Source organism: Rhizobium grahamii (genome assembly GCF_009498215.1).
Lineage (GTDB): Bacteria > Pseudomonadota > Alphaproteobacteria > Rhizobiales > Rhizobiaceae > Rhizobium > Rhizobium grahamii_A.
Window position 1 is genome coordinate 2,515,299 of sequence record NZ_CP043498.1, and the last position, 23,857, is coordinate 2,539,155.

Genomic DNA, 23,857 nt, shown 5'->3' on the forward strand with positions numbered 1-23,857 from the left:
GCGGCTCCTTACAAGATCAGGCGCGCGGCCGCCGCGCCTATGGAACATGGCAAGCCGAGCACAATCGTCGTCAAAAGCATTTGGGAGGCGGCTGTGTCATCGAAACGCTGGAACGTCCAGAGCGCGTAGGCGCTCACTAGAAGCGCGATCACGTAGCCCGGAAGGGTGAAGCGGATCACCGTATGCCAACGCGGAACGTCGTCGCCGATCTCGTGGCCTCCCTTGAAGGAAACGGCGTAAACGAAACCATGCATGACGGCGAGCGAGAGGATCACCACGGCCAGCGCATGCAATGGCGTCATCTTGTAAGAGAGGAGGATCATCTCCTCGGTCGGCGCCACGTTTAGGCCGAGGAAAAGCGCGCCCAGCGCCATCAGAAACATTTCTCCGGGATAATCGTAGTTCGTCGTCTGCACCGGATCATCGCTCTCCCCGCTGTCGTCCACATCTCCGTTGAGCTGGCTGCGCCCAAGCAAAGCGCCGATGCTTGCCGGCACCGATTGAACGGCAACCTTGCCGACCATTTCCGACAGTGGCTGGTCAAGCTTGAGAACGGCGACGCTGAACAGGATGACGAGGCTCGACAGAATGCCGATCGCATACGCGACCATCGCGTCCCGAACGGCGTCACGCCAGCAGGTCGTCTCCTCGAAGCCGACCCGGTCGGACAGGATAATCAGCAAAGGGACGTTGAGGACGAGAAGCAGGAGCAGCCTCAGCCGGTCCATCGAGAAGCCCAGCTCCCACATTTCCATTGTCATGAACATCGGCAGCGCGAAGATCAGCGCGCCGGCAAATCCGCGCCCGATCCCCGCCGCGAACCGCGAACCGTCCCAACCACTCGATGCTTCCGCAGACGCTGATGACCTCATGAAATTGAGATAGTTGAGAAACGAGAAAAGGCGACTGGTCTATTTGAAATTGGCAGAGTTGGATGCTTTTGATCCTCTCGGCCGAAAAACGACCGACGGCGCACAGCCGTCTGATACGCAGGCACCCACGGGGCGCACCACGCCTCGGCGCAGCAGACTTCGATTGTCGACCTTGCGTGGATCGAAAGGCCGAATAAGCTGCGCTATGTTCGTTGAAGGCTACGCGGGGAGCAAAGAGTGCCACTCGATGAAATAGACATTTCCAATCGGATGTTGGCATCGCTGCAAGATAGCGATCTTGCATTGCTCGCGCCACACCTTGAGAAGGTCGACCTGCCATCACGCTACACGATTGCTCATCCCGACGCGTTGCTTGAGCATATCTATTTCCCCGATAGCGGTATCGGCGCCGTGATGAGCGTGCTTCCGGATGGTAAAAGAGCGGAAGCCGGCATGTTCGGGCGCGAGGGTTTCGTCCCGACGTCGACGATCATCGGCGACACGATGGTGCCTTATCTGATCGAGATGCAGGTTGGAGGGAGCGGCTATCGCATTCCTATCGACAGGATGCGAGACGCTACTGCGAGAAGTTCCACGATTCAGCTTCCCTTCATCAAATTTATGCACGTCTTCGCCGTCCAGGTCTCCTACACGGCGCTCGCCAATGCCAAGTTCCGCGTGGAACAGCGGCTCGCCCGGTGGATTCTGATGTGCCATGACAGGGTACGATCTGACACTCTGGAAATCACCCACGAATACATCGCATTTCTCCTCGGCATCCGGAGACCCAGCGTGACCACCGCTCTGCATATCCTGGAGGGGCACAGGCTTATTCGCTCGAACCGCGGATCGATCGTCGTGATTAACCGCAAGGGCCTGGAGCGGTTTACGGCCGGGTGCTACGGCCTGCCCGAGCGTGAGTTCGAACGCCTGATCGGCGCCTGATCCAACGCCGGCTGCCTTGGACTTGAAGATCGCCTCTCCTCCTATGGAACTGGCGCCACTTGCCTGTCGTTTCGTCAGCGCATGGAGGTCGATATGCTTTTCTATTTCAATGTACGTTCCGAGAACAGTTACGACATCGATGAGGAGGGCGTTGATCTTCCGACACTGGAGGCGGCGAGATCCGAAGCGAGGAAGTCGGCGCGTGAGATGGTCGCCGAGCTCGTCTTGCACGACAGGCGCATCGCCGGCATGCGGTTCGAGATAACCGACTCCAGCGGGGACGTGCTTGCCGCGATTCTGTTCAGAGACGTGATCAAATTCGACTAGGGAACCGGCATCACGTGCTTTTTCCACCGCTGGCAGCACCGTCGGCTTTTTGTGCGAGCGAAGCCTCCCGAATGATGCGAAGCCGCTCGGTCTTTGCCCGGCGCGCTTCCTCTTCGACGTTGATCGCCGCCATCGCTGCCCGCGTTGTCGCCTCAAGCAGTTCACGCCGCTCAGCGGCGCTTCTGGAGACACGACGACGAGGCTCTGAGTTTTCAGGTTTCCACATCCTTCAAACGTAAACCGCTGCAATGAAAAGGCAATCGATTGTCAGCCAGCGTACAAAGCCCGGCAGATCGCGGTGCAATTCCGCGTGTCGCGCACCCTCGGAACTTTTGCCGCCACGGGCGATTTCTAGCGACAACAAGGGCGAACACTGCTCGCTCAAGCCAACTCGCCTGCCGTCTAGGGCGCAAAGTGATGAGGATATCGAAATGCGAACGCGAAACCTCTGCATGGTGCTTTACGTGTCGGCGGTCGCAACGATGCTTTGCGGACAGGCGCAGGCCCTGAGCAGGACTGGTTCGTCGGGGCCAACGCCATCAGAAACGCACGGCGCGTTGGCTGGTTTTGTCCAGGAAGACCGAAACACGGGCAACGATGGCAGCCTGCTGTCACCCGCAGACATCAAGCATATCCGCTGGTGCGCGGGACAGTATCGCTCCTATGATCCGACGGAAGATACATTCGTCTCGTCTGGCGGAACGCGCGCAGCCTGCCGCTCCCCGCGGTAAAGTTCGATTTCCAGACTCGTACCTTATCGTCGGAATGGCAGTTAGGCGGTCCTGGGACGCCGCGCAGTCAGCACGTGCGCCTTCTCCGTGCTAGCGTGGTGCAATGCTGACCGCTCGCTGCCGACAAAGTTCCGACGGGCGTTCGAAACGCCGCTCGCAATTCGCCGATAAGGCGTCGATATTCCTCTTCCGGCTTGCCGTAGGAATCGCCGGCGAATTCCTCCATGCCGCGCCTGTCACGAATGGTGATCAGCCCACGTTCAGAACGAATGAACTTCTCGCCCTCGAGGACGTGAAGCGCCGTCGTGACGCTTGGTCGGCGGACACCCAGCATCAAGGAAATGAAATCGTGAGTTAGCGCGATCTCGTCCCCGTCGACCCGGTCATGCGACATGAGGAGCCATCGGGCGAGCCGGATGTCGATCTGATAGTTGACGTTCGACAGTGCCGTATAGGAAATCTGCGAGGCGAAGCTCTGGATAAAGCGGGCAAGCAGGTTGGCGAAATGGGGATGGCGCGCGATCGCATCGATCGTCGCTTCCAGCGTCATCCTGTAACCCCACCCGGCAACCTGCATCAGCACCTCGTGAATGCTGACCGTGCCACCCACCCCAGCCGAAGTCGGCGAGAACCCCTCGCGTCCGAACATCCCCGCTTCCGCCTGATGACCGCCCGAGGACACGGTAATCACCGAACCGATGCCGCTGCACAGAAAATAGACGTAGTCGATCGGCCGATCGGCTTTAACAATGACGTAGCCCTGGCGAAGGTCGACCGTCTCGAGCCGGCCTAGGATGGAATCGAATTCGCCGTCGGGCAGACGCGCCAGAAGCCGGTTTTGCATTGTCGATTGATCAGAGGCGAGCATGAGACTTTAATAATGAGGGATGAGGCAGGCGAACCTGCGCCACGCGCCGAAATGTGTCGGCTGTATAACATCCTGTTGTTACCCATGTTTTTGGGTACGGTGGCAGACATTTCACCAGGCTGTCGGCAACAAACGCTTGCGTCGTCGCTGCCGGTTTCGACCGCCATCGCGGATGCCACCGAGGATGAAATATTGCCGCCTAGCCCTCCGTCACCTCAAGCATCTGGGCAAATGACCGTATTGGTCGACGACGACGAAACGCTTGTCCGAATGGTCGTGGTCGAGATTCTTGAAGAGTTGGGGTATGCCGTTCTCGAGGCAGAGGATGCTCCAACTGCTTTGAGAATCCTTCAGGCGAGACCCGATATCGATCTTCTCGTAACCGACGTCGGATCGCCGAATGGAATGAACGGACGGCAGTTGGCTGATGCAGTTCGCCGACACCTTGGCTCGGCGCGTGGCGGAATTAACCGGTGGCGACCTATAAAGTCGCGTTCGTGGCCGGGCTCACTGCTTGTCTCCTTGCTACTTCAGTGCCACGCCTGCCTGACTGTGGCACTGAAGAGTTCATCGTAGAAATTGAGACGAAGCTGCGGACAGGATTGCGAGAGCGTCTTCAGTCGCGATGCTCGGGCATGGCTTTCAGCTGATCCTTGGTCCAACTCGTAACAGCATGAATTTCGCCGTCCTCATCCCGCATCCAGTCGAGATCGGAAAAGGCAACGGCAACCGGCTTGGCCCCAATTCCGAGGAATCCGCCAACATCGATCACAACCGAGCTGCTACCATGAACATGGTCGACCGATCCCACCTTATCGTCATCGGCACCGTATACCGTGGCGCCTTCCAGGTTTTCTGCGGCCAGTTCGGCAGCGGTCAGACGGACATGATTTGAATGATCCATTGTGGTTCTCCTTTTTACTTGGGCCAAAACTTCCAAACGCCGGCTTTGTTCCTGGAGGCAGATCGACGGCGATGGTGTCGTTTCCCGCCATCAATGGCAGCGTTCAGCGTTTCCGTGGGCAACCGACTGACACCGGCCTCGATTGCGCTTCGGCAAGGTGGGTGCCTCTGCTTTCGTGACGACTGGCGGTCTAGTAACCGCCGACGATTGGCAGAATCTCACCCGTGATGTAGCTCGACATCTGCGGTGACGCGAGGAAGACGTAGGCGGGAGCGATTTCTTCCGGCTGGGCGGCGCGCCGCATAGGCGTCTTGCTTCCGAATTTCGCTACGTCCTCCGCCTGCTTGTCGGATGGATTTAGCGGCGTCCAGACGGGACCGGGAGCGACCGCATTAACGCGGATGCCCTTGGGCACGAGCTGGCTGGACAGCGCCTTCGTGAACGCGTGGATGCCGCCCTTCGTCATCGAGTAGTCGAGCAACTCCTTCGAGCCTTCAAGCCCCGTCACCGATCCGGTATTGATGATGGCTGAACCGTTCGTCAGATGCGGGATCGCGGCTTTTGCCATATAAAAGTATCCGTAAAGGTTCGTTTTCAGCGTCTCATCGAAGTGTGCGTCCGTAAGGTCTTGGATGTCCGCCGTGTGCACTTGGAAGGCGGCGTTGTTGACCAGGATGTCGAGCTTCGAAAACTGCATCTTGGTCTTCTCGACCGCCTTGCGGCAGAAAGCTGGATCCTTCACGTCGCCGCGAATGACGAGGCACTTGCGCCCTTCCTTTTCGACCAAAGCCTTTGTCACTTCCGCGTCCTCGCTCTCATCGAGGTGGACGATCGCAACGTCGGCCCCTTCCCGGGCGAAAAGAATGGCGACCGAACGACCGATACCGGAGTCGCCTCCGGTGATGAGGGCAACCTTGCCGTTGAGCTTCTCGGAACCTTTGTAAAATGGCGCATCGCACATCGGTGCCAATGGAAGGTCTGCTTCGGAACCGGGCTTATCCTGATGAACGGCGGGCAAAGGTGGCTCCGGATACCGACGGGCACCTGCCTGCATAGCGCCCTCCGCCGTAGGTTTCTCCTTCTTGTCGGCTTTCTCGACCTGTTGCTGGATTTCGCGCTGCTTCGCGGCGGTCGCTTCCGATGACATTTGGCTTCTCCTTGTTGTTCGAAGGCCTAACGTCGCTAAAAGCAAAAGGTTTGCGGCATGGCGGAACAATCGGGCTTGCCGCACGATACCCCGCACAAGAAAACGGGAGATCAGCGATGTCCACGATGAGATTCGAAGACCTTGCATCGAAGATTAAGAAGATCGATTTCTGCATGCTGTCGACGAACGACGGCATGGGAAAAATTTCCAGCCGTCCGATGAGCAACAACGGTGACGTGGAATACGACGGTGACTCTTGGTTCTTTTCCTACGAGAACACTCGAAAAATCGGTGAGATCAAAGGATTCGAGCACGTCTCGCTGACTTTCACCGAACCTCCGAGCCTCCTCGGTAAACCGGGCATCTTCATCGCGATTCAGGGAAAGGCGTCGATCGTTCGAGACAGAACGGCCTTCGAGGAACATTGGGTTTCGGGCTTGGAACGCTGGTTTCCGGAAGGCGTAGACACGACCGACCTCGTCCTGCTCAAAGTGGTGGCTTCATCGGTCTATTATTGGGACGGCGAAGAGAACGGCGAAATCGCCGTCCCGGATAGGTAGCCTGCCGCAACCGATACGTCAGACCTGAGATATCGGCCCTTCTGTGGTCATCATTGTAAGTTGAGGAGAAGCGGGCTCCGCCGGAAGCAGCCGCCATATGTCGACCGGTTTTGCGAGCAAGCGGTCGATCTGGCTCAGCAGCGGCTTCAGGTGAGGCATTTCCATGTGGGCGTCAAGATCCGCCTGGCTCTTCCATTTCTCGTAGAACACGAAGACGCGTGGATCCCTGGCATCGACGTGAAGATTGTAATCTATGCAGCCGTGTTCGGCCCGGGTTGGCTCCACTTGCTCGACGAGAAGGCGGAAAAGTTCTTCTCGCGTTTCCGGGCGGGCTGTCAGTGTCGCAATGAGCGAAACGGTCATGGCATCAGCTCCGCTTCTGGCTGAGCGCGACGGCAAGGATTATGATGCCGCCGCGGGCGATCAGTTGCTGGCTGAATTCGAGCCCCATCAGAATGAGACCGTTGTTGATGAGGCCGATCATCAGGGCGCCGACGATGGTTCCGATCACCGTTCCCCTGCCGCCGAATAGGCTTGTACCGCCGAGCACCGCAGCCGCGATGACCGAAAGTTCGTCGCCCTCACCAAGCTGAAAGCGGCCAGATTGCAGACGCCCCGCATAGAGCATGCCGGCGAGCGCTGCCGCCAGCGAAGAGATGACCAGCACCTTGAACTTGATTGCCTTCGTGTCGATGCCGGAATAGCGCGCCGCCGTCTCGCCGCCGCCGGTTGCCAGCACCCGTCGGCCGAAGCCCGAGCGCCGCAGCGCGACATGGCCGATTCCGCCAAGCACGGCCATCCAGAACAGCAGCACCGGCACCGGCCCGAGATTGCCACCGCCGAACAGCCAGGCATAGCCGGGTGACAGGATCGGTACCGCCGCCGTTGCGGATATCCACATGGCGACGCCCTTGGCGATGCCCATCATGGCCAGCGTGGTGAGGAACGAGGGAATGCCAATGCGGGTGGTCAGCCAGCCGTTGAACATGCCGACCGCAAGCCCGGTGGCGATGCCGGCCCGACGCCGAGGAGCGGACCTCCGGCGGCAATCGCCATGGCAACGGTGACGGTCGAGAGGCCAGCGACCGCGCCGATCGAAAGATCGATCTCACCGGCCGAAAGCACGAAGGTCATGGCGATCGCCATGACCGCGATCATCGCCGTTTGCCGCACGATGTTTAGCAAATTGTTGGGATTCAGAAACCCCTTGTCAGCCAACGCGACCGCGAAGACGAGGAAGATGACGATGAAACCAATGTAGATGATGTTCTGGCGCCAGTTGGCGAAGATGGCGTTAGCCATTGGATACCTCTTGAACCGCAAGGGCTTTCTGGATTTCGATCTGCAGCCGCTGTTCAGCCGCCTGGAGACGGTGCGCAAGGTCATCGCGAGGCACCGACGGGTCTTCAAGCGCCTCGCGCGCCAGGTCTTGGTGGACGCGCCCCTCGGACATAACGAGAATGCGGTCGCAGGCGGTCAAAAGCTCGGAAAGCTCGGACGAGATCATGATGATGCCCTTGCCGGCGGCGGCAAGCTCGCGCACCAGGCGGATGATCTCGGATTTGGAGCCTATATCGATTCCTGCGGTAGGCTCGTCGAGAATGAGGATGTCGGGGTTGGTCGCCAGCCACTTGCCGATGACGACCTTTTGCTGGTTTCCGCCTGAAAGCGTCGAGACGGCGTGATCGCGGCTCGCCGTTTTCACGCGAAGGCGCTCGATTTGCGCGTCGGTCAGCTCGTTTGCGGCCTTCGTATCAAGGAGGCCGCCCGTGGAAAGCCGATCAATGACGGCAAGGATCATGTTTGAGGCAACAGAATGGGCGGGGATGATGCCCTGCGTCGCACGCGCTTCCGGCACCAGCGCAACACCTGCAGCGATCGCGTCGCCGGGCTTGCGGAACGCGACCGCGCGGCGCTTGATGTATATCTCTCCATTGACGGCCGGGTCGATGCCGGCAATCACCCGGGCAAGCGACGAACGGCCCGACCCGAGCAGCCCTGCAAGCCCAAGGATTTCGCCACGATGCAACGTCAGGGAAATGTTCTCCGGCTTTTGACGACCGCTGACATTCGCGAGTTCCAACAGAACTTCGCCCTTCACGGCCTCGCCGCGCTCGACGTCCGACAGCCCTTTGGAGCGCCGGCCGACGATATGTTCGATCATCGTGTCGATCGGCAATTCACTAAGTGGCGCAGTGATGACGTGGCGACCGTCGCGCAGAATCGTCGCGCGATCGGCGATGCGAGCAATCTCGTCCATGCGGTGGCTGACATAGATGATCGCCACCCCTTTCGCCTTCAACTTGCGCAGGAAGATGAAGAGCCGCTCGACATCGGAAACGGCAAGCGCCGTCGATGGTTCGTCCAGAACCAGCACCTTGGCATCCTGCGAGATCGCCTTGGCGATCTCCGTCAACTGTTTCTGGCCGGCGCCGAGATCGCCGACCACGGCCTTCGGATCGACGAAGACATCGAGGAGTGCGAAGATGTCGGCCGCGCGCCGCTCGGCTTCCCGGTCATCGATAAACCCTGTTCCGTCACGGCACTCGCGCGTCAGGAAGATGTTCTGAGCGACCGTCAACGTCGGGACCAGGCTCATTTCCTGGTAGTTCATCGCGATGCCGGCCGCGCGCGACGCCTCCGGCGTATGCGTCGTCAGAGGCACGCCGCCGACCTCGATCGCCCCCTGGTCGGGGCGATGCACCCCGTTCAGCACCTTGAGGATCGTCGACTTGCCGGCGCCATTGCCGCCAAGCAGAGCATGAACTTCCCCCGGCAGGACCTCGAAGGATACGTCGTCGAGCGCGCGCACGCCGCCGAAAGCCTTCGAAATGCCGGTCATGCGGACGGCAGCGGCGCTCGCAGTCATCCCACCTTCTCCCATTGTCCCGTCTCACCGGAGCGGATAAGGGCGTCGGCGACGAGTTCGGTCAGCAGGCCGTCCTCGAAGTTCGGGCTTGGCTGCCGGTTCTTCACGATGGCCGAGAAGAAATCGTAGCACTCGACGATCTTCGTCTCCGAATAACCGATGCCCAGGCCAGGGATCGGCCACAGGCCGTTGCCATAGGGATGCGCCGGGCCGGTATAAATGGTGCGGAAGCCGCGGGCATCGCCCGGATCGTCGGCGAACATCACCTGCAGCTCGTCGCGGCGCTCGTAATTGAAGTGGATCGAGCCCTTGGTGCCGTGAATTTCCAGCGTGATGAAGTTGTTGCGGCCATAGGCATTACGGGTGGCTTCGAGACTGCCGATCGCACCGCCCTCGAATTTCAGCATAGAGACGACCTCGTCGTCGACATCCACCTCACCCCGTTCGGCATCAGTCGCCTTCTCCGCCGCGCCGAGCTTGTCGATGCCGCCTTGCTGGAGGGGCCGCGTCTTGTTGTAGGTCGTGGTCAGCGCGTTCACCTCGGCGATCGGGCCGACGAGATAGTGCGCAAGATCGACCACATGGGTGGCGATGTCGCCGACCGAACCTGATCCGGCGATCTTCTTCTGGAAGCGCCAGGAGAGCGGTGAATCCGGGTCTGCCGACCAGTCTTGCAGATAAGTGCCGCGGAAATTCAGGATCCGGCCGATGCGGCCCTCTTCGATATATTTCCTGGCGAGCGCCACCGCCGGCGTACGGCGGTAGTTGAAGGCAACCATGTGAAAGATGCCGGCGGCCTTTGCCGCGTCGCGCATTGCCCTCGCTTCCTCGACGGTACGGGCGAGCGGCTTCTCGCAGATGATATGCTTTCCGGCCTTCGCCGCCTCAATGGCGATCTCGGCATGCACGTTGTTCGGCGTGCAGATGTCCACGACGTCGATATCCGGCCGGTTGACGACGGCCCGCCAGTCAGAGGACGCTTCTTCGAAACCGTAGCGCTCGCGCGCTTCCTCAGCCATGCCGTCTGTCACGTCGACAACGACCTTGCGATGGGGAATGGCCGGCGCCGGCCAAAAGAACATCGGCATGGAAGCATACGCCATGGCATGCGCCTTGCCCATGAAGCCGCCGCCGATCATGGCGACGTTCATCACTTTGGTCATCAGTTTTCTCCAATGAAAGAGGTTGGCTGCAACGAGCCGCGTTCATCTGCCGGCGCAAGCCGGATCATATCATTCGGCACGGGGCACGGTCGTCGCGCCCCGGGCCTGGTCGGTCACTGTCCGAGGCTTGACTTGATGTTGTCGGTCGCGTCGGTGGAATAGACCGCTTTCCAGCCGTCGAGCAGCGTCTCGCGCGTCACCGGTAGCGCCGGCAGCGCGACGAAGGCGGGTGCTTGCTTATCGAGCAGCGCATAGCCGGCAAGCTTGGCTTCCACCACGCCGGCGTCGTAGGGCCGCTGCGCGCCAAGCCCCTTGACGAAACCGCCCTGGGCCATCGAGATCGCCACGTTCTCGCCGAGATCGATCGTGGTGATGGCGAGATCGTCTCGACCGGCAACGCGCGCCGCCGAGATCACACCTTCGGCCGGCACGTCCCAAACCGCCCAAATGCCCTTGATGGTCGGATTGGAGGTGAGGATAGCCGAAGCCGCCTTTTCCGCATCGCCCGAGAAATCTGGTCCGCCGATGCCCTGCTCGGCCACGATCTTGATATTGGGGTAGTCGGACGCGATCGTAGCCTTGAAGCCATCGTAGCGCTGCTTGGTCACGAAGAAGTCGGCGGCATGGAAGACCAGTCCGATATCGCCCTCTCCCTTCAGCGCCTTCGCCATGAGATGTGCCGCGGCGACGCCGTTGCCGTAGTTGTCTGCCGACACGACTGAAACGTAGTCCTTCCCGGCCACGAAACCGGTCGGCACGTTATCCATGAACACAAGCTTGGTGCCGGCCTCCGCTGCCGCCCTGTATGCCCCGGCGGTCGCCGTAGGGTCTGTCGGGATCGAGACGATTATGCTCGGCTTCTGCGCCATGATGGTCTCTATGTCGGAGACCTGCTTTTCCGGCTTGAAGCCGGCGTCGGTCACGGCAAGCACCTTGATGCCCATGGCGGCGAACTGTGTCTTCAGACCGTTAATCTGGGCGCGCGACCAGTCGTTGCCGCCGTAGTGCATGACGATCGCAGCCGTCGCGTTCATCGCCTTGATCTTCGTCAGCTCTTCGTCGGTCAGCGTCACATCGGAGGCCGGCGACGGAGATTCGCCCGAAGGTCCCTTGGAGAGAACCGTCTTCTGAAGTTGCGCCAGCGCGCTGTCCGGATCCGCGAATGCCGGTACGCCATGTGCAAAGGTGAGCGCCAGCACAGCAGCCGTGCCTAACAGAGTTCGTCTTTTTATCATCACTTTTCCTCCCGAAAATGGGGCTCCCGCCCCGGTCACGGCCGTCAGGCCGATTTAAGATAGGCCATGCTCGCTTTCGCTCCCTCCAGCGGATCGGGCCAGGAATCGAGTTCGGTACAAACCCAGCCGGCGAAGCCGGTCTCTCGCAAGGCCGCGATGATCCCGTCCGTTGGGACGTCGCCGCGATCGATCGGTGTGAAGGCGAAGGGCTCTCTCTGGAACCCCTTCAGGTGCACATAGGAGATGCGTGCCGCATGCTCGCGGACCAGCGCCGCGGGGTCGCCGCCGGCAGCGGCGAGATGGGCCGTGTCCGGGCAGAAATTGATACCGGTGAGTGCAAAGATCTTGCACACTTGCGCCGGTCCTTCGACGATCGTCGAAAGATGCGGGTGATAGTGGGCGGCAAGACCCCGCGCTTCGGCGATCTCCTTCACCCGGTCGAGTGCTGCCGCGAGCTTGTGATAGTCCGCTTCGCGGATGCCATCGAAGCGCTTCGCGCCGCCGCCGACGACGAGATGCGGCGCGCCGAGTTCAGCGGCGCGATCGGCAGCACGAACGACCCGGGCAAGCTCCTCCGGCAGGATATCATCAAAGATAAAATTGCCCCCGGCATAGGTCGCAACGAGTGTGAGACCGTTGTCTGCAAGCAGGGAGCGCATCTCCTTGGGACCGAAATCGAGAAGGTTGCCGTCGAAAAGCTCAACGCCCTCGTAGCCCGCAGCGGCGATATCAGAGAAGGCGCGGCGCATGTCGCCGAACGTCCGGTAGGCGAGATTGGTGATCGACGTGACGCCGACCGCATCCCCGCCAAGGCTGCCCCAGCAATTCGCATGATAAGCGAGCTTGAAGTTCGACATCGGCGCCTCCTCCCAGTGACCGTCGTGGATTGCAACCGTCTTACGTCGAAGAAAAATCGATGTCAATTGTTTATCAGCATATCATGTCATTCTTTTGCTGTTTTAATGCAAAAGTATGGTGTTGCCAGTCGAAACGAGCAGCTTTATCAAGGGAAGGAAGGCGAAGCGGCCAGGAAGGAAAAACCATGCCGACGACGGCGAGCATGCAAACTGATGGACATCCGCGCCGCAAAGGCCGTCCGCGCGTCTCCGAGACCGCCGCACCCAGCCTCGTCGATATCCTCAATCTTGTCCGCACCGAACAGGCCACCACCCGCCAGGAAATCGAGCGCCAAAGCGAGCTTGGGCGCGCCGTCGTTGCCGATAGGCTCGGAATGCTCGGCGAACTGGGTCTCGTCGACGAAAGCGAGCTCGGCACCGCCGCGGGAGGCCGGGCGCCACGCCTCGTGCGGTTTTCGGCGGATCGCGGACGCATTCTCGTCGCAACGCTCGACCAGACCGCACTCGGCGTCGGCGTTGCCGATCTCGCCGGCTCGCTGCTGATGGAACATCACGAGGCGACCGAACTCGCTCAGCCGGTCTCGGCCCTCGCAGAACGACTGGTGACGCTCTTCCGCTGGATTCTCGAGCGGCAGTCAAATCCTCAGCTCTACGGCATCTCCATTTCCGTACCCGGCGCCGTTTCCGACGGCGGCGAGGCGCTTTTTCAGCGTGCCACACCGGGTGTCCTCCCGGGTTGGGAGAGCTTTCCGCTGGTCGAGACACTGGTTGCAGCCTTCGATGCTCCAGTCTGGCTTCGCTCCAGCGTCGAAACGATGACGATGGGCGAACTCCACGCCGGGGCCGGACGCAATCAACGCACAATGCTGCTGGTCAAGGTCGGCAAACGCATCGGCGCCGGGCTGGCAAGCGACGGGATGCTGTTTCGCGGCGCTCAGGGTACGGTCGGCCTCATCGGTTCCGTACCGGTGACGATGGGCGATAGGACCGGAACGCTCGAAGCGATGGCGGGATCGGACCACATCGCGCAGGACGGCAGGCTCGCGGCGGAAAACGGAGCGAGCCCGGTCCTCGCCGAGCTTGTGCGACGCGGCGGCGACATTACGGCGCTGGAAGTCGCTCAGGCCGCCCAGGTTGGCGATGCCGCCGCAATCGAGATCCTGTCCCAGAGTGGCCGGCTGATCGGCCAGGTCGTCGCGACGCTCGCCAACATGCTGAACCCGGCGCTCATCGTGTTATCCGGTTCGATCGCCCAGACCAACGACATTCTTCTCGCCTCGGCGCGGGAGGCAATCTACGGTGCTTGCCATCCGCTCGTCAGCCGCGATCTGCAGATCATCCGCTCCCAGATGGGCAGCTCGTCGGGGCTTGTCGGGGCCGCCATCGTCGCGACCGAAGGCCTGTTCGCAGCACCAATGCTGCGAGACTGGATCATGTCGGGCCTGCCTCAGGCGCATCCGCTATTCCAGCAGATGAAGCACGAGATCGCGCAGCGGAAGGCCATCAAGGGAGACAATGTCCGGCCGCCGGACGTGTGAGGGAGGAATGAATGGCGATTACTGGTCTTGGCCCTCACGGCGAGCGCGCGTCGGCACCCGAGCGGGTGCTCCTCCTGCCCGAGGACATGGAGCGGGCACGGGCAAGCGGCTTCCGCGTCGCGATCGTGCTGCACACGCTTGAGAGCGACTGGGCCAAGCAGCAGCTTTCGGGCATCGTCGGCACGCTTGGCAATTGCGGGGTCGCGGTCATCGACGTGATCGATTGCGGCTTCAGCCCGGAGGTGCAGATCGAAGCACTGGAGCGCCTGATCCTCGAAGCGCCTGACGCGATCATATCGCTGCCCGTCGCCAATTCGAAAGTGGCGGCGGCCCATTCGCGCGTCTCGGCGGCCGGCATAAAACTCGTCCTGCTCGACAACGTGCCGACCGGCCTTCTTCCCGGCAAGGACTATATCTCTCTGGTCTCGGCGGACAATTTCGGGCTCGGGAAGATCGCGGCGGAAGGCTTGTCGCCGCATCTGCGGGAGGGCGCCGAGGTCGGCGTGCTCGGCTATGACGCCGATTTCTTCGCGACCAACGAACGCGAGATCGCCTTCGTGAAATGGATGCAGGTCAACCGTCCGGACGTTTCGCTGCACGTACAGCGTTTTCCAGCGCTATCGGGGGTCGCAACAACCACGCGGGCGCTTGCCGAAGCCCACTCCCAACTTGCCGGACTCTTTGTCGTCTGGGACACGCCGGCAATGACGGCCGCCCAGGCTCTCGAAACGATGGGTCGCAAGATTTCGATGGCGACGGTGGATCTTGGCCAGGAGGCCACAATCAGCCTTGCGGCCAACGAGCCGCTTGTGGCCATTGCCGCCCAGCAGCCATTCCGCCAAGGCGAAAGCGCTGCTTCCATCACCGTCACCGCCCTGCTCGGACGCCTCGCTCCGGCCTGGGTCGCCCTTCCGGGCCTCGCCGTGACGGCGCGCAATGTCGTCGAGTGTTTCCAAACTGTGTGGCGCATGCCTGCGCCACATGAAGTTCTCCGCAAGCTCAGTCTCGTCGGCCTCAAGAGATCGGACCGGCATCCGCCAAGAGGGAGTTGAAGCCCTTTCCGGGGTTAAGTGGCCGATACGCGATTCCCGAATCGGCCGGATGACCATCGCCTCACATGACCATCTAACGTAGCTTCACGCCTCGGTCAGGCTCGATCGTAGGTGAAGGACGTCAGCAGGGTCGTTACAAAATTGCTCGCTCGCTCCTTCACAAGCACCTCGGTCCACTCATCTGTCCCTCGGAGTCTCAGATCAGCGTAGATGCTGTCGACGGCGGCTTCCTCGATGCGTTTGATATGCGACAGGAAATTGGCCTCGCCGCCGGCATGGTACATGTCACGGATAACCATGCGCAAAATTTCCTGGATTGCAATTTGCCAGGCCGTGTTGATCGCCTGGAGTTCCCTCGTGTCCGTTGCCATCCGGTTCCCCTTCGGTTGAGTGCCCCCGCATGACATCGCCACGCTATCGGGTAACAGTAACAGCTAGCTTCGCCGTGCGTAGCGATTGTCATAGCGCCGGTCGCGGTCGGCCTTTCGTAACGCCTCATCTTCGATCGCCGGCGCTGCGCGCGTTTCGGCGGCTGCTGCCGCCTCAGCGGCGACCTACCATGTCAATTTCGATGCGCTTTTGCTCACCGAGCTTCAAACGCTCGCGTTCGACGCGTCGCTCTTCACCAGCGGTGGCGATGGCGGCGCGGTCGGCCTGGTTGGTCAACTTGCATTCAGAAGAAGAGCCGCTTTGGTGTCAGCGGATGCAGCGTGGCGGTCCGAGACGTCTTCATTGCCGGCGTTCTTCGTTCTTGCCCCGGTGGCAATCCTCGCAGAAATCAGCGCGCTGTTTAGCGTTTCACGATGCGGGCGGATGCTGTCGACAAGCTATCGGCCAGCTCCTTGGCAAGTCGCGCCTCTCGCAACCGAACTGTCTTCGCGTCTCGGGCGCGAGCGACGGATTCATGTTCTTCCACTGCCCCGCTCCTGGCGAAGAATTGCGTTTGCACGCTACTGAAGGCTATCTCCGCCCGCTGGCGGGATTTACTGTGTGAGTCTGTCATTAGTACCTCAACGGGTTCGGCTGTAGCCGAAACAAAAAAGGCCAGGCAAAACGCCTGGCCTTGATGAAATAGCTTCCGGCAGTGCCAGTACATCCGTGGTCAAAGGGAAGCGGATTTCGATTATGCGGACTGCAGATTTGTGGCCGACATCTTGCCCGACTTCATGTCGCGCTCAAGCTCGAAGCCAACCTTTTGGCCTTCGACGAGTTCGCGCATTCCTGCACGCTCGACAGCAGAGATGTGAACGAACGCGTCAGCGCCGCCGTTGTCGGGTTGGATAAAGCCGAAGCCTTTGGTGGAATTGAACCATTTAACTGTGCCGGTGGTCATGATGAACCCTTTCAAAGCATAGATTGAAGAACCGCGAAGCCGATGCTGCGCGGGTAAAAACCGACTATTTTTGAAACGGAAGTTCGCTTAGAGCGCGGTGCCAATCGCGCGGTGAACAAAGCTCGGCAAGCAAAAGATCGATAACGCATCAGTAAGGCAATGAGAACACCAAGTCAACGATTAGTTTTTGTCTAATCTACACCTCCCCCATGGGTTGCAGCGATCGAGGCAGACACGAGGGATATAGCTCGTCAAGCTAGGCCCAGTTGACAAAGTATGGCAGCCATATCTTTGCAGCGGCCAGGGCGGGGAATTCTGAGAAGGATTTTCGTGTCTTGTCGTATCGGGTCGCAACGCGACGGAACTGCTTGAGGCGATTGAACATCCGCTCAATACGGTTTCGGTCCTTGTAGGCCCGGTAGTCGCAGGCAAGCGGGTTCTTGCGGTTGGCCTTTGGCGGAATGACCGGCCTGATCTCATGGATCAGGAGTTCCTCACGCAGGAAATCGCCGTCGTAGCCTTTATCGGCAAGGGAGTGCTTCGGCTTGCCGACTGGTATCGCCAGCAGATCATGGCGTTGTAATCGGAAGCCTCGCCACCCGTCAGGATGAAGCCGAGAGGGCGTCCTTGACCGTCTGCACGGGCGTGGATTTTGTCGTAAAGCCGCCGCGTGATCGACCAAAAGCCTCCTGATAAGTCCCCCTTTAGCGCCCGCAGCCTGAGAGTGGCCGCGAACCCTGGTGCTGTCGATCATGTGCTGCCAATCATCCGGCAGCCCCGGTTCAACGAGAGTCTCAAGCGAGCATCCCACACGCCCTGTTCCGCCCAACGGCGAAAGCGCACATAGACCGAATTCCACTTTCCGTAGCGCTCATGCGTGTCGCGCCAAGGGCAGCCGACCCGAAGAACATGCAGCATGCCGTTCAGATATAGCCGATTATCGTGCGCGGGGCGATACTTCCTGCCACGTTCGGTGGGCAAGAGCCCCTCAATGATCCGCCACTCCATATCCGTCAGGTCGCCACGAGCCAAAACCGCCTCCTAAAAGGCAGTTCTGAATCACGCTTCCGCTGACTTGGGAATCAGTTTGGGTAACAGGACCTGTGCCAGATTAACTCCGTCTTCAAGACAATACGCTGTCGCGTACGGCCTCCCTCGCGATCGCGCCAGAGTGAGAACGCTCCGGCCTAGTCGGTAGCGGCCGCCGACGAGTCTACCGCGGGCCGCTCCAAATCGATCTCAAACAGCCACACGGAAATGCCACTTGACAACCAAATGTTCATACGAGATTGTACCGATCGGTAAACATATTACCGTTCGGTACAAACCCATCAATTCAACAAGGAACTATAGATGTCACGTCCCCCACTCCCCCCCTTCACCCGCGAAAGCGCCATCGAAAAGGTTCGGTTGGCCGAAGACGGCTGGAACACTAGAGACGCGGCGAAAGTCGCTCTGGCCTATACGCTCGACACCCGCTGGCGGAACCGCGTCGAGTTCGCGAGCAATCGCGAAGAAGCTCAGGCATTTCTGACACGTAAGTGGAACAAGGAGCACGAATACCGGCTCATAAAGGAGCTATGGGCTTTCACCGGTAACCGCATCGCGGTACGCTACGCGTATGAATATCGCGACGATGGCGGCCGCTGGTACCGTGCATATGGTAACGAGAACTGGGAATTCGCAGAGGACGGTCTGATGGCGCACAGACACGCGAGCATCAATGAAATGCCGATTGCTGAAAGTGATCGTCTGTTCCACTGGCCTCTTGGCCGTCGGCCGGATGATCACGCCAGCCTCAGCGATCTAGGCCTCTAATCATGGCCCGGATGGTCGCTGAAAGAGCCGACGCCATAGCCCCGTTGGCCGAAGTTTTCCGCGAACATGGCTACGAAGGCGCAAGCCTTGCCTTGATCGGCAAGGCTACCGGTCTTGGCAAGGGCAGCCTCTACCACTTCTTCCCGAACGGAAAGGAAGAAATGGTGCGTGCTGTTCTCGGCGAGATCGGCCAATGGTTCGAGGATGCCGTATATTCCCCGTTGCGTAACGAGAGCGATGTTAATGGTGCCATCCGTGCAATGCTCGCCTCGACGGACCAATATTTTCGGTCCGGCAGGCGCGTGTGCCTCGTCGGTGCCTTGGCGGTGGCCAATACGCGTGACCTCTTCGCGCAAGCCATCCGAGGTTATTTCGTAGCTTGGGTGGACGCATTGCAGTCAGCGCTTATTCGGCAGGGCCGTGAAGCCGATCAATCGCGCCTCCTCGCGGAAGAGGCAGTTCTCGCTATCCAAGGAGCAATTATTCTTTCTCGGGCAATGGACGATCCAACCGTTTTCCAACGGGCTATCGACCAACTCCGGAGACGATTGGTGATCGAAAACGATACCTCTAACTACGCGGGCACAACCGACGTTTCACCGCAAAATGAAGGTCGGCTTGTCTAATATTAGCGGAGATATCAACACAACGCGGAGCGGCAGGATTTCGGGCAATCTTGCCACTCCATGAGCGGTCAAAGGCCAGCGGCCGGAGTTTCGGCAAAGCGTCCGCAGGGAGACGGAACAAAACCTTGTCAACAGAGCCTTAGCTTTGGTTCGGACGCCGGAGACGTGGACGTGAGATGCCTTTGCAAAGTTCTTCAGCGGCGGCGGCTAGCTGGATGATCTCGGTACATCACAATTATTCGTTTGATAAATTGTATGAAACGCTGCACGACTCCGGCTTCGGCAGCCATTGAACGGGCGCTGCCGTTCGGGCTTTGCGCCCGTGCCCTGACCGAAAGGAGGACTGTATGTCTTCCGAATTCATTATCGATGGCATAGACGGCAAGAGTATTGAAATGCTGCACGGCGTACTCGCGGCATGCGGCTATACCAGTCAAATCTCGTCGCGCACCCTCCAGGATACGCCAGCAACCAAGTTGATCATCAAGCTTTTCAGGCGAGGCGTCCATGACCACGACCAGCTAGCCAATGCACTGCATCGAAACTTCGGCACCTCTCCCAGAGGCAAACTCCTTCACTTCACCGGTATGAATCGACTTGCAATTCAGGGCATTACGCCGCAGGGAAAAGATCATCAGGGGGCAAACTTCCAGCCGCTCATCTGACACCACCCGGTCAGGAGCATGACAGGCTGGCGGCGGCGCACAAATCAATTCGTTTCCGCGCGTTCTGAGGCAGGCGAGTGCGCTGTCGTTATTGGTCTTCGGGAACCATATCCAAACCGCCCACGAATCCACGTGCCCGAATTAGCTGAAGGATCTGCATGATCTGGTTGAGCAATGAAGGCGGATCGTCCCCCTCCTCGACGAAATAGTTGCGGTTTGCCCTTCTGCATCGCCGTTCGTTACACGCCGCATAAAGTCACCTGGAAGCGCGCCGGCGCTCGCAACATTTGCAGGGAACCATTCGGGTAGCCCGTTGTTCTGGTCCGTCAATTCAATTTGGAGGACATAAAATGGCAACCACTAAAACTCTCGACGACCTCTTTCTCGACACCCTCAAGGACATTTACTTCGCGGAGAAGCAGATTCTCAAGGCGCTTCCTAAGATGGCCCGGGCTGCTCAGTCGGAAGAGGGCAGAGCCGGCTTCCTGCAGCATCGCGACGAAACGCAGAATCAGATCGAGCGCCTCGAACAGGTCTTCGAAACTCTCGGAAAATCAGCGCGCGGCAAAACCTGCGAAGCGATCCAGGGTATCCTCGCCGAGGGCGAAGAGATCATGGAGGAGTTCAAGGGCTCGCCTGCCCTTGATGCTGGCCTGATTTCATCGGCGCAGGCGGTCGAACATTACGAAATCGCCCGGTACGGCACCTTGATCGCCTGGGCGAACCAGCTCGGACTGAAGGAAGCCGTGCCGCTTCTCCAGGCAAACCTCGCCGAAGAAGATGCAACGGATAAGAAACTCACAAAGCTGGCCCAAGCCCAGGCCAATTCCAAGGGCGCAAGCAAAGCTGCCTGAACTATCAACTGCTGGAGAGGCCGCCCCACAAGGCGGCCTTTTTGGTCGTCCGAACCATCGTTCAGAGAGAACAAGCACCATGGCCAAGCGCTTAACGAAATCGACCCGGTCCAAGACAAGCGATCCGCATACTGTTTCCATCCATGACCAGCACCTTCATCGCGGCGCCGGCGGCGAGCTCCATCAGTTTGCCGAAAATCGCCAAGATGTCCTGACGACATCCCAAGGCGGCCCCGTCGCGGATGACCAAAATACGCTGCGGGTTGGAGCACGCGGCTCTGCTCTCATCGAGGATTTTCACTTTCGCGAGAAGATCTTTCATTTCGATCACGAGCGGATTCCCGAACGCGTCGTACATGCGCGCGGCTACGGCGCCCACGGCTTCTTTGAAACATATGAATCTTTGTCCGATGTTACGCGCGCCGATATTTTTCAGCGAGCTGGCGAAAAGACGCCCGTTTTCGTTCGCTTCTCCACCGTTGCAGGCAACAAGGGGTCTGCCGATCTCGCAAGAGACGTTCGGGGCTTTGCGGTGAAGTTCTACACAAAGGAAGGCAACTGGGACCTTGTGGGCAACAACATCCCAGTCTTTTTCATACAGGACGCGATCAAGTTTCCGGACATGGTTCATGCCGCTAAGCAGGAGCCGGATCGGGCATTCCCGCAGGCCCAAACTGCCCATGACAATTTCTGGGACTTCATCAGCCTGACGCCGGAAAGCATGCATATGATCATGTGGATCATGTCCGACCGGGCGATCCCCCGCTCCTTCCGCTTCATGGAAGGCTTTGGCGTTCACACGTTCCGCTTTGTCAACGCCGACGACCAGTCTACCTTCGTCAAGTTTCACTGGAAGCCGAAGCTCGGTCTGCAGTCTGTTGCCTGGAACGAGGCCGTCAAGATCAACGGCGCCGATCCCGATTTTCATCGTCGTGATCTCTGGCAATCCATTACATCGGGAAACTTTCCCGAATGGGAACTATCGGTGCAGCTTTTCGATCAGGATTTTGCCGATAGCTTCGATTTCGACATCCTTGATCCGACGAAGATCATTCCGGAGGAGATCTTGCCGGTGCGTCCGGTTGGCAGATTGGTCCTTGATCGCATGCCCGACAATTTCTTCGCCGAGACGGAGCAAGTGGCGTTCATGACGCAAAACGTTCCTCCCGGCATTGACTTCAGCAACGATCCCTTGCTGCAAGGAAGGAACTTCTCCTACCTCGACACTCAGCTCAAGCGTCTTGGCGGCCCCAATTTCACCCATCTGCCGATCAATGCGCCGAAGTGTCCCTTCCATCATTTCCAGCAGGACGGCCACATGGCCATGCGCAATCCGGTCGGGCGCACCAATTACCAGCCAAATTCTTTTGGCGAGGGCCCACGGGAATCGCCCGCGAAGGGCTACCGTCACTTCGCCGCGCAGGAACAGGGAACCAAGGTTCGCTTGCGCGCTGAAAGCTTCGCCGATCACTACAGCCAGGCTCGCCAGTTCTATATTAGCCAGACCGGGGCCGAACAGCGGCACATCGCCATGGCACTGACCTTCGAACTGAGCAAGGTGGAGACACCGGTAATACGCGAGCGGATGGTCGCGCATCTGCTGAATATCGATGAGACGCTCGCAACGACGGTGGCCCAGAAGCTGGGCTTTCGTTCCATGCCGGGACCGGCCGACGCCGCAATACCGACCCGCCAAGATCTTGAGGCATCGCCGGCGCTGAGCATTGTGGAGCGTGGCCCGAAGCGCTTCGAGGGACGGAAACTGGGCATTTTCGTCTCGGAGGGTGTGGATGCGAAGCTACTCAAGGCACTGACGAAAGCGGTTACCGCGGAAAAGGGGACTGTCGAGATCATTGCGCCCAAGGTGGGTGGCGTGACCGCCGACGACGGAAATTGGATCGAGGCACATCACATGATCGACGGCGGGCCATCCGTCCTCTTCGACGCCGTCGCGCTGTTGACGTCTCACCAGGCGATCGACGACGTTGCAAAAGAAGCCACGGCTCGCGACTTCGTTGCCGACGCCTTCCAGCATTGCAAGTTTATCGGTTTTGATCCGTCTTCCCAGCCCCTGCTGGACAAGGCCGGCATCGCTGCATCGCTTGATGAGGGTACAATCCAGCTATCGGACCCGAAGGACATCTCTGCTTTTGTGGGCCAGCTCGGGAAACTGCGAGTGTGGGGCCGGGAGCCATCCGTGAAGCTTGGAAAAGCATCGCCGCCGCTCGACTAACGCGGCCGAGGCGCGGAGCAATCCGCGCCGGTCAGTTCTCACGGTTTGCGACCGGCAACGCTTCGATCGTGCGGGATGCCGTTCGGGTAGTCCTTTGCAACCCATACGATGTCGACCAAGTCAACAGAGCGCTGACAGTCGCCGCTACCGTAGGAGCTTGCCGGGCAGGTTGATGGTGCAGACGGCGAGCGCTTTAGGCGGAGAGCCGGCTTTCCCTCATCCGCAGTGTGACCACCACGCCCCCCTCGACCCAGTTGTAGTCGATCGACCCACCTAGCTGCCCCGAGATTGTTCGATGCAACAACTTACTTCCGTACCCCTCCGGTACATTTGAAGACTCGGCGCTCACCCCGCCATGCTCGCTCCATACGATCTCGATATCGTCTTCGACCACCGTTCCGGAGATATCGAGCAATCCAGCATCATTCGACAAAGCACCATACTTCAGGGAGTTTGTTGCCAGCTCATGGATGACGAGCGCTAAACTGGTCGCTGCCCTTTCGCCTAAGCCCATGCGTGGAACCGCGACGCGGATGCGGCCGGCAAACGCGCCGACATCATCGTATGGCGCGAGCAACACACTAAGCAAGTCGCCTAGCAAGGCAGCGCTTCCCTGATTGTCTGGAAGAGGACGAACCAGTTCGTGAGCGCGTCCGAGTGCCGTCAGCCGCTGCGTCAACTGCTTGACCATCTCCTCCTTCGTATCAGTCGACCGCGAGGTGATGGTCGTAAGACCGGCTGCCAGTGCCAGCAGATTTTTGACACGGTGGCTCATTTCCCCGGCGAGCAACTCATGCCCCTCCTCCGCCTGCTTGCGGCCCGTCACGTCAAGAAAAATGCCGGTCATCTTATTGGTCGTCGCGTCGCCTTCGTTGCCTTGACCCCGAGCAGAAATCCATCGAACGTCTGAGGCGTTCGTCAGAATGCGGAAGTCAATTTCGAAGGGGCCATCAATCACGCGGGTCGCAACGAACGCCGCCCTCACCCGGTCTCGGTCTGCTGGATGGACCTTGGCGGAAAGATGTTCGAAGGTGAGGTCTGTCTCGACTGGAATGTCCCAAAGTTCGTATGCCTTTGCGTCCATCACGAATGTGTCGTCGTCGACGATCCAAGTCCAAAGGGCCACTCCGGCAGACTTAACAGCCCGCCGAAGCTCGTCGACACTCCATTCTGGCTGCGACTTTGCTTGGCTCATTATAAATCTCTTCCAGCAGATGCAAAACTGACCTGGACCCAGAACTAGTGGGCTGGACAAGCGTT

General features: G+C 59.6%; 27 protein-coding genes and 2 pseudogenes. 12 read left to right on the forward strand and 17 right to left on the reverse strand.

Translation table 11 applies throughout. The features are described 5' to 3' along the window. Positions 1–8 precede the first annotated feature (8 nt). On the reverse strand, positions 9–872 hold the full coding sequence (locus FZ934_RS12175) for a TIGR02587 family membrane protein (protein WP_153271279.1): 864 nt from the start codon (positions 870–872) through the stop codon (positions 9–11). Positions 873–1,109: 237 nt separating this feature from the next. Here FZ934_RS12175 and FZ934_RS12180 point away from each other — a divergent pair, with 237 nt between their 5' ends. Both FZ934_RS12180 and FZ934_RS12185 read left to right on the forward strand, forming a co-directional pair. Continuing rightward, a complete protein-coding gene (locus tag FZ934_RS12180; RefSeq protein ID WP_246737794.1) occupies positions 1,110–1,817 on the forward strand; it encodes a Crp/Fnr family transcriptional regulator in 708 nt (235 codons plus the stop codon). Between the two features lie 93 nt (positions 1,818–1,910). Continuing rightward, entirely contained in the window at positions 1,911–2,144 is a 234-nt protein-coding gene (locus FZ934_RS12185) for a DUF6894 family protein (RefSeq protein WP_153271280.1), read from the forward strand. 10 nt (positions 2,145–2,154) lie between these two features. Here FZ934_RS12185 and FZ934_RS28420 read toward each other — a convergent pair whose 3' ends face one another. Next, on the reverse strand, positions 2,155–2,277 hold the full coding sequence (locus tag FZ934_RS28420) for a hypothetical protein (RefSeq protein ID WP_281409912.1): 123 nt from the start codon (positions 2,275–2,277) through the stop codon (positions 2,155–2,157). Positions 2,278–2,575: 298 nt separating this feature from the next. On the opposite strand from FZ934_RS28420, the gene FZ934_RS27805 reads away from it, so the two are divergent. Next, positions 2,576–2,875, forward strand: a complete 300-nt coding sequence (locus FZ934_RS27805) for a BA14K family protein (protein WP_194273704.1) — start codon at positions 2,576–2,578, stop codon at positions 2,873–2,875. A gap of 67 nt (positions 2,876–2,942) precedes the next feature. On the opposite strand, the gene FZ934_RS12195 is transcribed toward FZ934_RS27805, so the two are convergent. Beyond that, positions 2,943–3,743 (reverse strand): Crp/Fnr family transcriptional regulator, encoded by an 801-nt coding sequence (locus tag FZ934_RS12195; RefSeq protein ID WP_153271282.1) that lies wholly within the window; start codon positions 3,741–3,743, stop codon positions 2,943–2,945. Positions 3,744–3,974: 231 nt separating this feature from the next. Here FZ934_RS12195 and FZ934_RS28555 point away from each other — a divergent pair, with 231 nt between their 5' ends. Beyond that, positions 3,975–4,319 (forward strand): response regulator, encoded by a 345-nt coding sequence (locus FZ934_RS28555; protein WP_348649078.1) that lies wholly within the window; start codon positions 3,975–3,977, stop codon positions 4,317–4,319. Positions 4,320–4,359: 40 nt separating this feature from the next. Here FZ934_RS28555 and FZ934_RS12205 read toward each other — a convergent pair whose 3' ends face one another. Both FZ934_RS12205 and FZ934_RS12210 read right to left on the reverse strand, forming a co-directional pair. Further along, complete coding sequence (locus FZ934_RS12205) at positions 4,360–4,647, reverse strand: PRC-barrel domain-containing protein (RefSeq protein WP_153271284.1); 288 nt, start codon at positions 4,645–4,647, stop codon at positions 4,360–4,362. A gap of 190 nt (positions 4,648–4,837) precedes the next feature. Then, positions 4,838–5,794, reverse strand: coding sequence for an SDR family oxidoreductase (locus tag FZ934_RS12210; protein WP_153271285.1), 957 nt, complete (start codon positions 5,792–5,794; stop codon positions 4,838–4,840). A gap of 116 nt (positions 5,795–5,910) precedes the next feature. Here FZ934_RS12210 and FZ934_RS12215 point away from each other — a divergent pair, with 116 nt between their 5' ends. Beyond that, positions 5,911–6,354, forward strand: a complete 444-nt coding sequence (locus FZ934_RS12215) for a pyridoxamine 5'-phosphate oxidase family protein (RefSeq protein ID WP_153272441.1) — start codon at positions 5,911–5,913, stop codon at positions 6,352–6,354. A gap of 18 nt (positions 6,355–6,372) precedes the next feature. On the opposite strand, the gene FZ934_RS12220 is transcribed toward FZ934_RS12215, so the two are convergent. The 6 genes and pseudogenes from FZ934_RS12220 to FZ934_RS12245 all read right to left on the reverse strand — a co-directional run bounded on the left by FZ934_RS12220 (position 6,373) and on the right by FZ934_RS12245 (position 12,478). Next, the gene (locus FZ934_RS12220) at positions 6,373–6,717 is read right to left on the reverse strand and encodes a putative quinol monooxygenase (RefSeq protein ID WP_153271286.1); all 345 of its coding nucleotides are present in this window, start codon (positions 6,715–6,717) and stop codon (positions 6,373–6,375) included. 4 nt (positions 6,718–6,721) lie between these two features. Then, positions 6,722–7,656, reverse strand: a pseudogene (locus tag FZ934_RS12225) (ABC transporter permease). Next, positions 7,649–9,223, reverse strand: coding sequence for a sugar ABC transporter ATP-binding protein (locus FZ934_RS12230; protein WP_153271287.1), 1,575 nt, complete (start codon positions 9,221–9,223; stop codon positions 7,649–7,651). Before FZ934_RS12230 ends, FZ934_RS12225 begins: the two are co-directional and overlap by 8 nt. Next, positions 9,220–10,386, reverse strand: a complete 1,167-nt coding sequence (locus tag FZ934_RS12235) for a Gfo/Idh/MocA family protein (protein ID WP_153271288.1) — start codon at positions 10,384–10,386, stop codon at positions 9,220–9,222. Before FZ934_RS12235 ends, FZ934_RS12230 begins: the two co-directional genes overlap by 4 nt. A gap of 113 nt (positions 10,387–10,499) precedes the next feature. Continuing rightward, positions 10,500–11,621, reverse strand: a complete 1,122-nt coding sequence (locus FZ934_RS12240; RefSeq protein WP_153271289.1) for a substrate-binding domain-containing protein — start codon at positions 11,619–11,621, stop codon at positions 10,500–10,502. A gap of 44 nt (positions 11,622–11,665) precedes the next feature. Further along, positions 11,666–12,478, reverse strand: a complete 813-nt coding sequence (locus FZ934_RS12245; RefSeq protein WP_153271290.1) for a sugar phosphate isomerase/epimerase family protein — start codon at positions 12,476–12,478, stop codon at positions 11,666–11,668. A gap of 185 nt (positions 12,479–12,663) precedes the next feature. On the opposite strand from FZ934_RS12245, the gene FZ934_RS12250 reads away from it, so the two are divergent. Together FZ934_RS12250 and FZ934_RS12255 are read left to right on the forward strand one after the other, a co-directional pair. Continuing rightward, positions 12,664–14,016: an ROK family protein gene (locus tag FZ934_RS12250; RefSeq protein WP_153271291.1), complete on the forward strand. Its 1,353-nt coding sequence runs from the start codon at positions 12,664–12,666 to the stop codon at positions 14,014–14,016. An 11-nt stretch (positions 14,017–14,027) separates the two neighbouring features. Next, the gene (locus FZ934_RS12255) at positions 14,028–15,068 is read left to right on the forward strand and encodes a substrate-binding domain-containing protein (protein ID WP_153271292.1); all 1,041 of its coding nucleotides are present in this window, start codon (positions 14,028–14,030) and stop codon (positions 15,066–15,068) included. 95 nt (positions 15,069–15,163) lie between these two features. Here the strand turns inward: FZ934_RS12255 and FZ934_RS12260 are convergent, their stop codons facing one another. The 5 genes and pseudogenes from FZ934_RS12260 to FZ934_RS12275 form a co-directional block, all read right to left on the reverse strand. Further along, a complete protein-coding gene (locus FZ934_RS12260) occupies positions 15,164–15,439 on the reverse strand; it encodes a hypothetical protein (protein WP_153271293.1) in 276 nt (91 codons plus the stop codon). A 172-nt stretch (positions 15,440–15,611) separates the two neighbouring features. Further along, on the reverse strand, positions 15,612–15,734 hold the full coding sequence (locus FZ934_RS28680) for a hypothetical protein (RefSeq protein WP_432443581.1): 123 nt from the start codon (positions 15,732–15,734) through the stop codon (positions 15,612–15,614). A gap of 124 nt (positions 15,735–15,858) precedes the next feature. Beyond that, complete coding sequence (locus FZ934_RS28140; RefSeq protein ID WP_246737795.1) at positions 15,859–16,071, reverse strand: hypothetical protein; 213 nt, start codon at positions 16,069–16,071, stop codon at positions 15,859–15,861. Between the two features lie 120 nt (positions 16,072–16,191). Beyond that, positions 16,192–16,401 (reverse strand): cold-shock protein, encoded by a 210-nt coding sequence (locus FZ934_RS12270; protein WP_183758739.1) that lies wholly within the window; start codon positions 16,399–16,401, stop codon positions 16,192–16,194. Positions 16,402–16,657: 256 nt separating this feature from the next. Beyond that, a pseudogene (locus tag FZ934_RS12275) lies at positions 16,658–17,433 on the reverse strand (IS5 family transposase). Positions 17,434–17,754: 321 nt separating this feature from the next. Between FZ934_RS12275 and FZ934_RS12280 the strand changes: the two are divergent. The 5 genes from FZ934_RS12280 (at position 17,755) to catE (ending at position 22,597) form a co-directional block, all read left to right on the forward strand. Then, on the forward strand, positions 17,755–18,219 hold the full coding sequence (locus FZ934_RS12280) for a DUF1348 family protein (protein ID WP_058321991.1): 465 nt from the start codon (positions 17,755–17,757) through the stop codon (positions 18,217–18,219). A gap of 2 nt (positions 18,220–18,221) precedes the next feature. Continuing rightward, a complete protein-coding gene (locus tag FZ934_RS12285) occupies positions 18,222–18,845 on the forward strand; it encodes a TetR/AcrR family transcriptional regulator (protein WP_153271295.1) in 624 nt (207 codons plus the stop codon). 347 nt (positions 18,846–19,192) lie between these two features. After that, positions 19,193–19,510, forward strand: a complete 318-nt coding sequence (locus FZ934_RS12290) for a hypothetical protein (RefSeq protein WP_153271296.1) — start codon at positions 19,193–19,195, stop codon at positions 19,508–19,510. A gap of 350 nt (positions 19,511–19,860) precedes the next feature. Continuing rightward, positions 19,861–20,364, forward strand: a complete 504-nt coding sequence (locus FZ934_RS12295; protein WP_153271297.1) for a ferritin-like domain-containing protein — start codon at positions 19,861–19,863, stop codon at positions 20,362–20,364. A gap of 79 nt (positions 20,365–20,443) precedes the next feature. Further along, positions 20,444–22,597, forward strand: coding sequence for a catalase C (gene catE, locus FZ934_RS12300; RefSeq protein WP_153271298.1), 2,154 nt, complete (start codon positions 20,444–20,446; stop codon positions 22,595–22,597). A 193-nt stretch (positions 22,598–22,790) separates the two neighbouring features. Here catE and FZ934_RS12305 read toward each other — a convergent pair whose 3' ends face one another. After that, positions 22,791–23,792, reverse strand: a complete 1,002-nt coding sequence (locus FZ934_RS12305) for a sensor histidine kinase (RefSeq protein WP_153271299.1) — start codon at positions 23,790–23,792, stop codon at positions 22,791–22,793. Positions 23,793–23,857 lie beyond the last annotated feature (65 nt).

What these genes read in the sequence shown, in the direction of transcription:
- FZ934_RS12175 (WP_153271279.1), bottom strand. Translation starts at nt 872, where the DNA reads ATGAGGTCATCAGCGTCTGCGGAAGCATCGAGTGGTTGGGACGGTTCG.
- FZ934_RS12185 (WP_153271280.1), top strand. Translation starts at nt 1,911, where the DNA reads ATGCTTTTCTATTTCAATGTACGTTCCGAGAACAGTTACGACATCGAT.
- FZ934_RS28420 (WP_281409912.1), bottom strand. Translation starts at nt 2,277, where the DNA reads ATGGCGGCGATCAACGTCGAAGAGGAAGCGCGCCGGGCAAAGACCGAG.
- FZ934_RS27805 (WP_194273704.1), top strand. Translation starts at nt 2,576, where the DNA reads ATGCGAACGCGAAACCTCTGCATGGTGCTTTACGTGTCGGCGGTCGCA.
- FZ934_RS12195 (WP_153271282.1), bottom strand. Translation starts at nt 3,743, where the DNA reads ATGCTCGCCTCTGATCAATCGACAATGCAAAACCGGCTTCTGGCGCGT.
- FZ934_RS28555 (WP_348649078.1), top strand. Translation starts at nt 3,975, where the DNA reads ATGACCGTATTGGTCGACGACGACGAAACGCTTGTCCGAATGGTCGTG.
- FZ934_RS12205 (WP_153271284.1), bottom strand. Translation starts at nt 4,647, where the DNA reads ATGGATCATTCAAATCATGTCCGTCTGACCGCTGCCGAACTGGCCGCA.
- FZ934_RS12210 (WP_153271285.1), bottom strand. Translation starts at nt 5,794, where the DNA reads ATGTCATCGGAAGCGACCGCCGCGAAGCAGCGCGAAATCCAGCAACAG.
- FZ934_RS12215 (WP_153272441.1), top strand. Translation starts at nt 5,911, where the DNA reads ATGTCCACGATGAGATTCGAAGACCTTGCATCGAAGATTAAGAAGATC.
- FZ934_RS12220 (WP_153271286.1), bottom strand. Translation starts at nt 6,717, where the DNA reads ATGACCGTTTCGCTCATTGCGACACTGACAGCCCGCCCGGAAACGCGA.
- FZ934_RS12230 (WP_153271287.1), bottom strand. Translation starts at nt 9,223, where the DNA reads ATGACTGCGAGCGCCGCTGCCGTCCGCATGACCGGCATTTCGAAGGCT.
- FZ934_RS12235 (WP_153271288.1), bottom strand. Translation starts at nt 10,386, where the DNA reads ATGACCAAAGTGATGAACGTCGCCATGATCGGCGGCGGCTTCATGGGC.
- FZ934_RS12240 (WP_153271289.1), bottom strand. Translation starts at nt 11,621, where the DNA reads ATGATAAAAAGACGAACTCTGTTAGGCACGGCTGCTGTGCTGGCGCTC.
- FZ934_RS12245 (WP_153271290.1), bottom strand. Translation starts at nt 12,478, where the DNA reads ATGTCGAACTTCAAGCTCGCTTATCATGCGAATTGCTGGGGCAGCCTT.
- FZ934_RS12250 (WP_153271291.1), top strand. Translation starts at nt 12,664, where the DNA reads ATGCCGACGACGGCGAGCATGCAAACTGATGGACATCCGCGCCGCAAA.
- FZ934_RS12255 (WP_153271292.1), top strand. Translation starts at nt 14,028, where the DNA reads ATGGCGATTACTGGTCTTGGCCCTCACGGCGAGCGCGCGTCGGCACCC.
- FZ934_RS12260 (WP_153271293.1), bottom strand. Translation starts at nt 15,439, where the DNA reads ATGGCAACGGACACGAGGGAACTCCAGGCGATCAACACGGCCTGGCAA.
- FZ934_RS28140 (WP_246737795.1), bottom strand. Translation starts at nt 16,071, where the DNA reads ATGACAGACTCACACAGTAAATCCCGCCAGCGGGCGGAGATAGCCTTC.
- FZ934_RS12270 (WP_183758739.1), bottom strand. Translation starts at nt 16,401, where the DNA reads ATGACCACCGGCACAGTTAAATGGTTCAATTCCACCAAAGGCTTCGGC.
- FZ934_RS12280 (WP_058321991.1), top strand. Translation starts at nt 17,755, where the DNA reads ATGTCACGTCCCCCACTCCCCCCCTTCACCCGCGAAAGCGCCATCGAA.
- FZ934_RS12285 (WP_153271295.1), top strand. Translation starts at nt 18,222, where the DNA reads ATGGCCCGGATGGTCGCTGAAAGAGCCGACGCCATAGCCCCGTTGGCC.
- FZ934_RS12290 (WP_153271296.1), top strand. Translation starts at nt 19,193, where the DNA reads ATGTCTTCCGAATTCATTATCGATGGCATAGACGGCAAGAGTATTGAA.
- FZ934_RS12295 (WP_153271297.1), top strand. Translation starts at nt 19,861, where the DNA reads ATGGCAACCACTAAAACTCTCGACGACCTCTTTCTCGACACCCTCAAG.
- catE (WP_153271298.1), top strand. Translation starts at nt 20,444, where the DNA reads ATGGCCAAGCGCTTAACGAAATCGACCCGGTCCAAGACAAGCGATCCG.
- FZ934_RS12305 (WP_153271299.1), bottom strand. Translation starts at nt 23,792, where the DNA reads ATGAGCCAAGCAAAGTCGCAGCCAGAATGGAGTGTCGACGAGCTTCGG.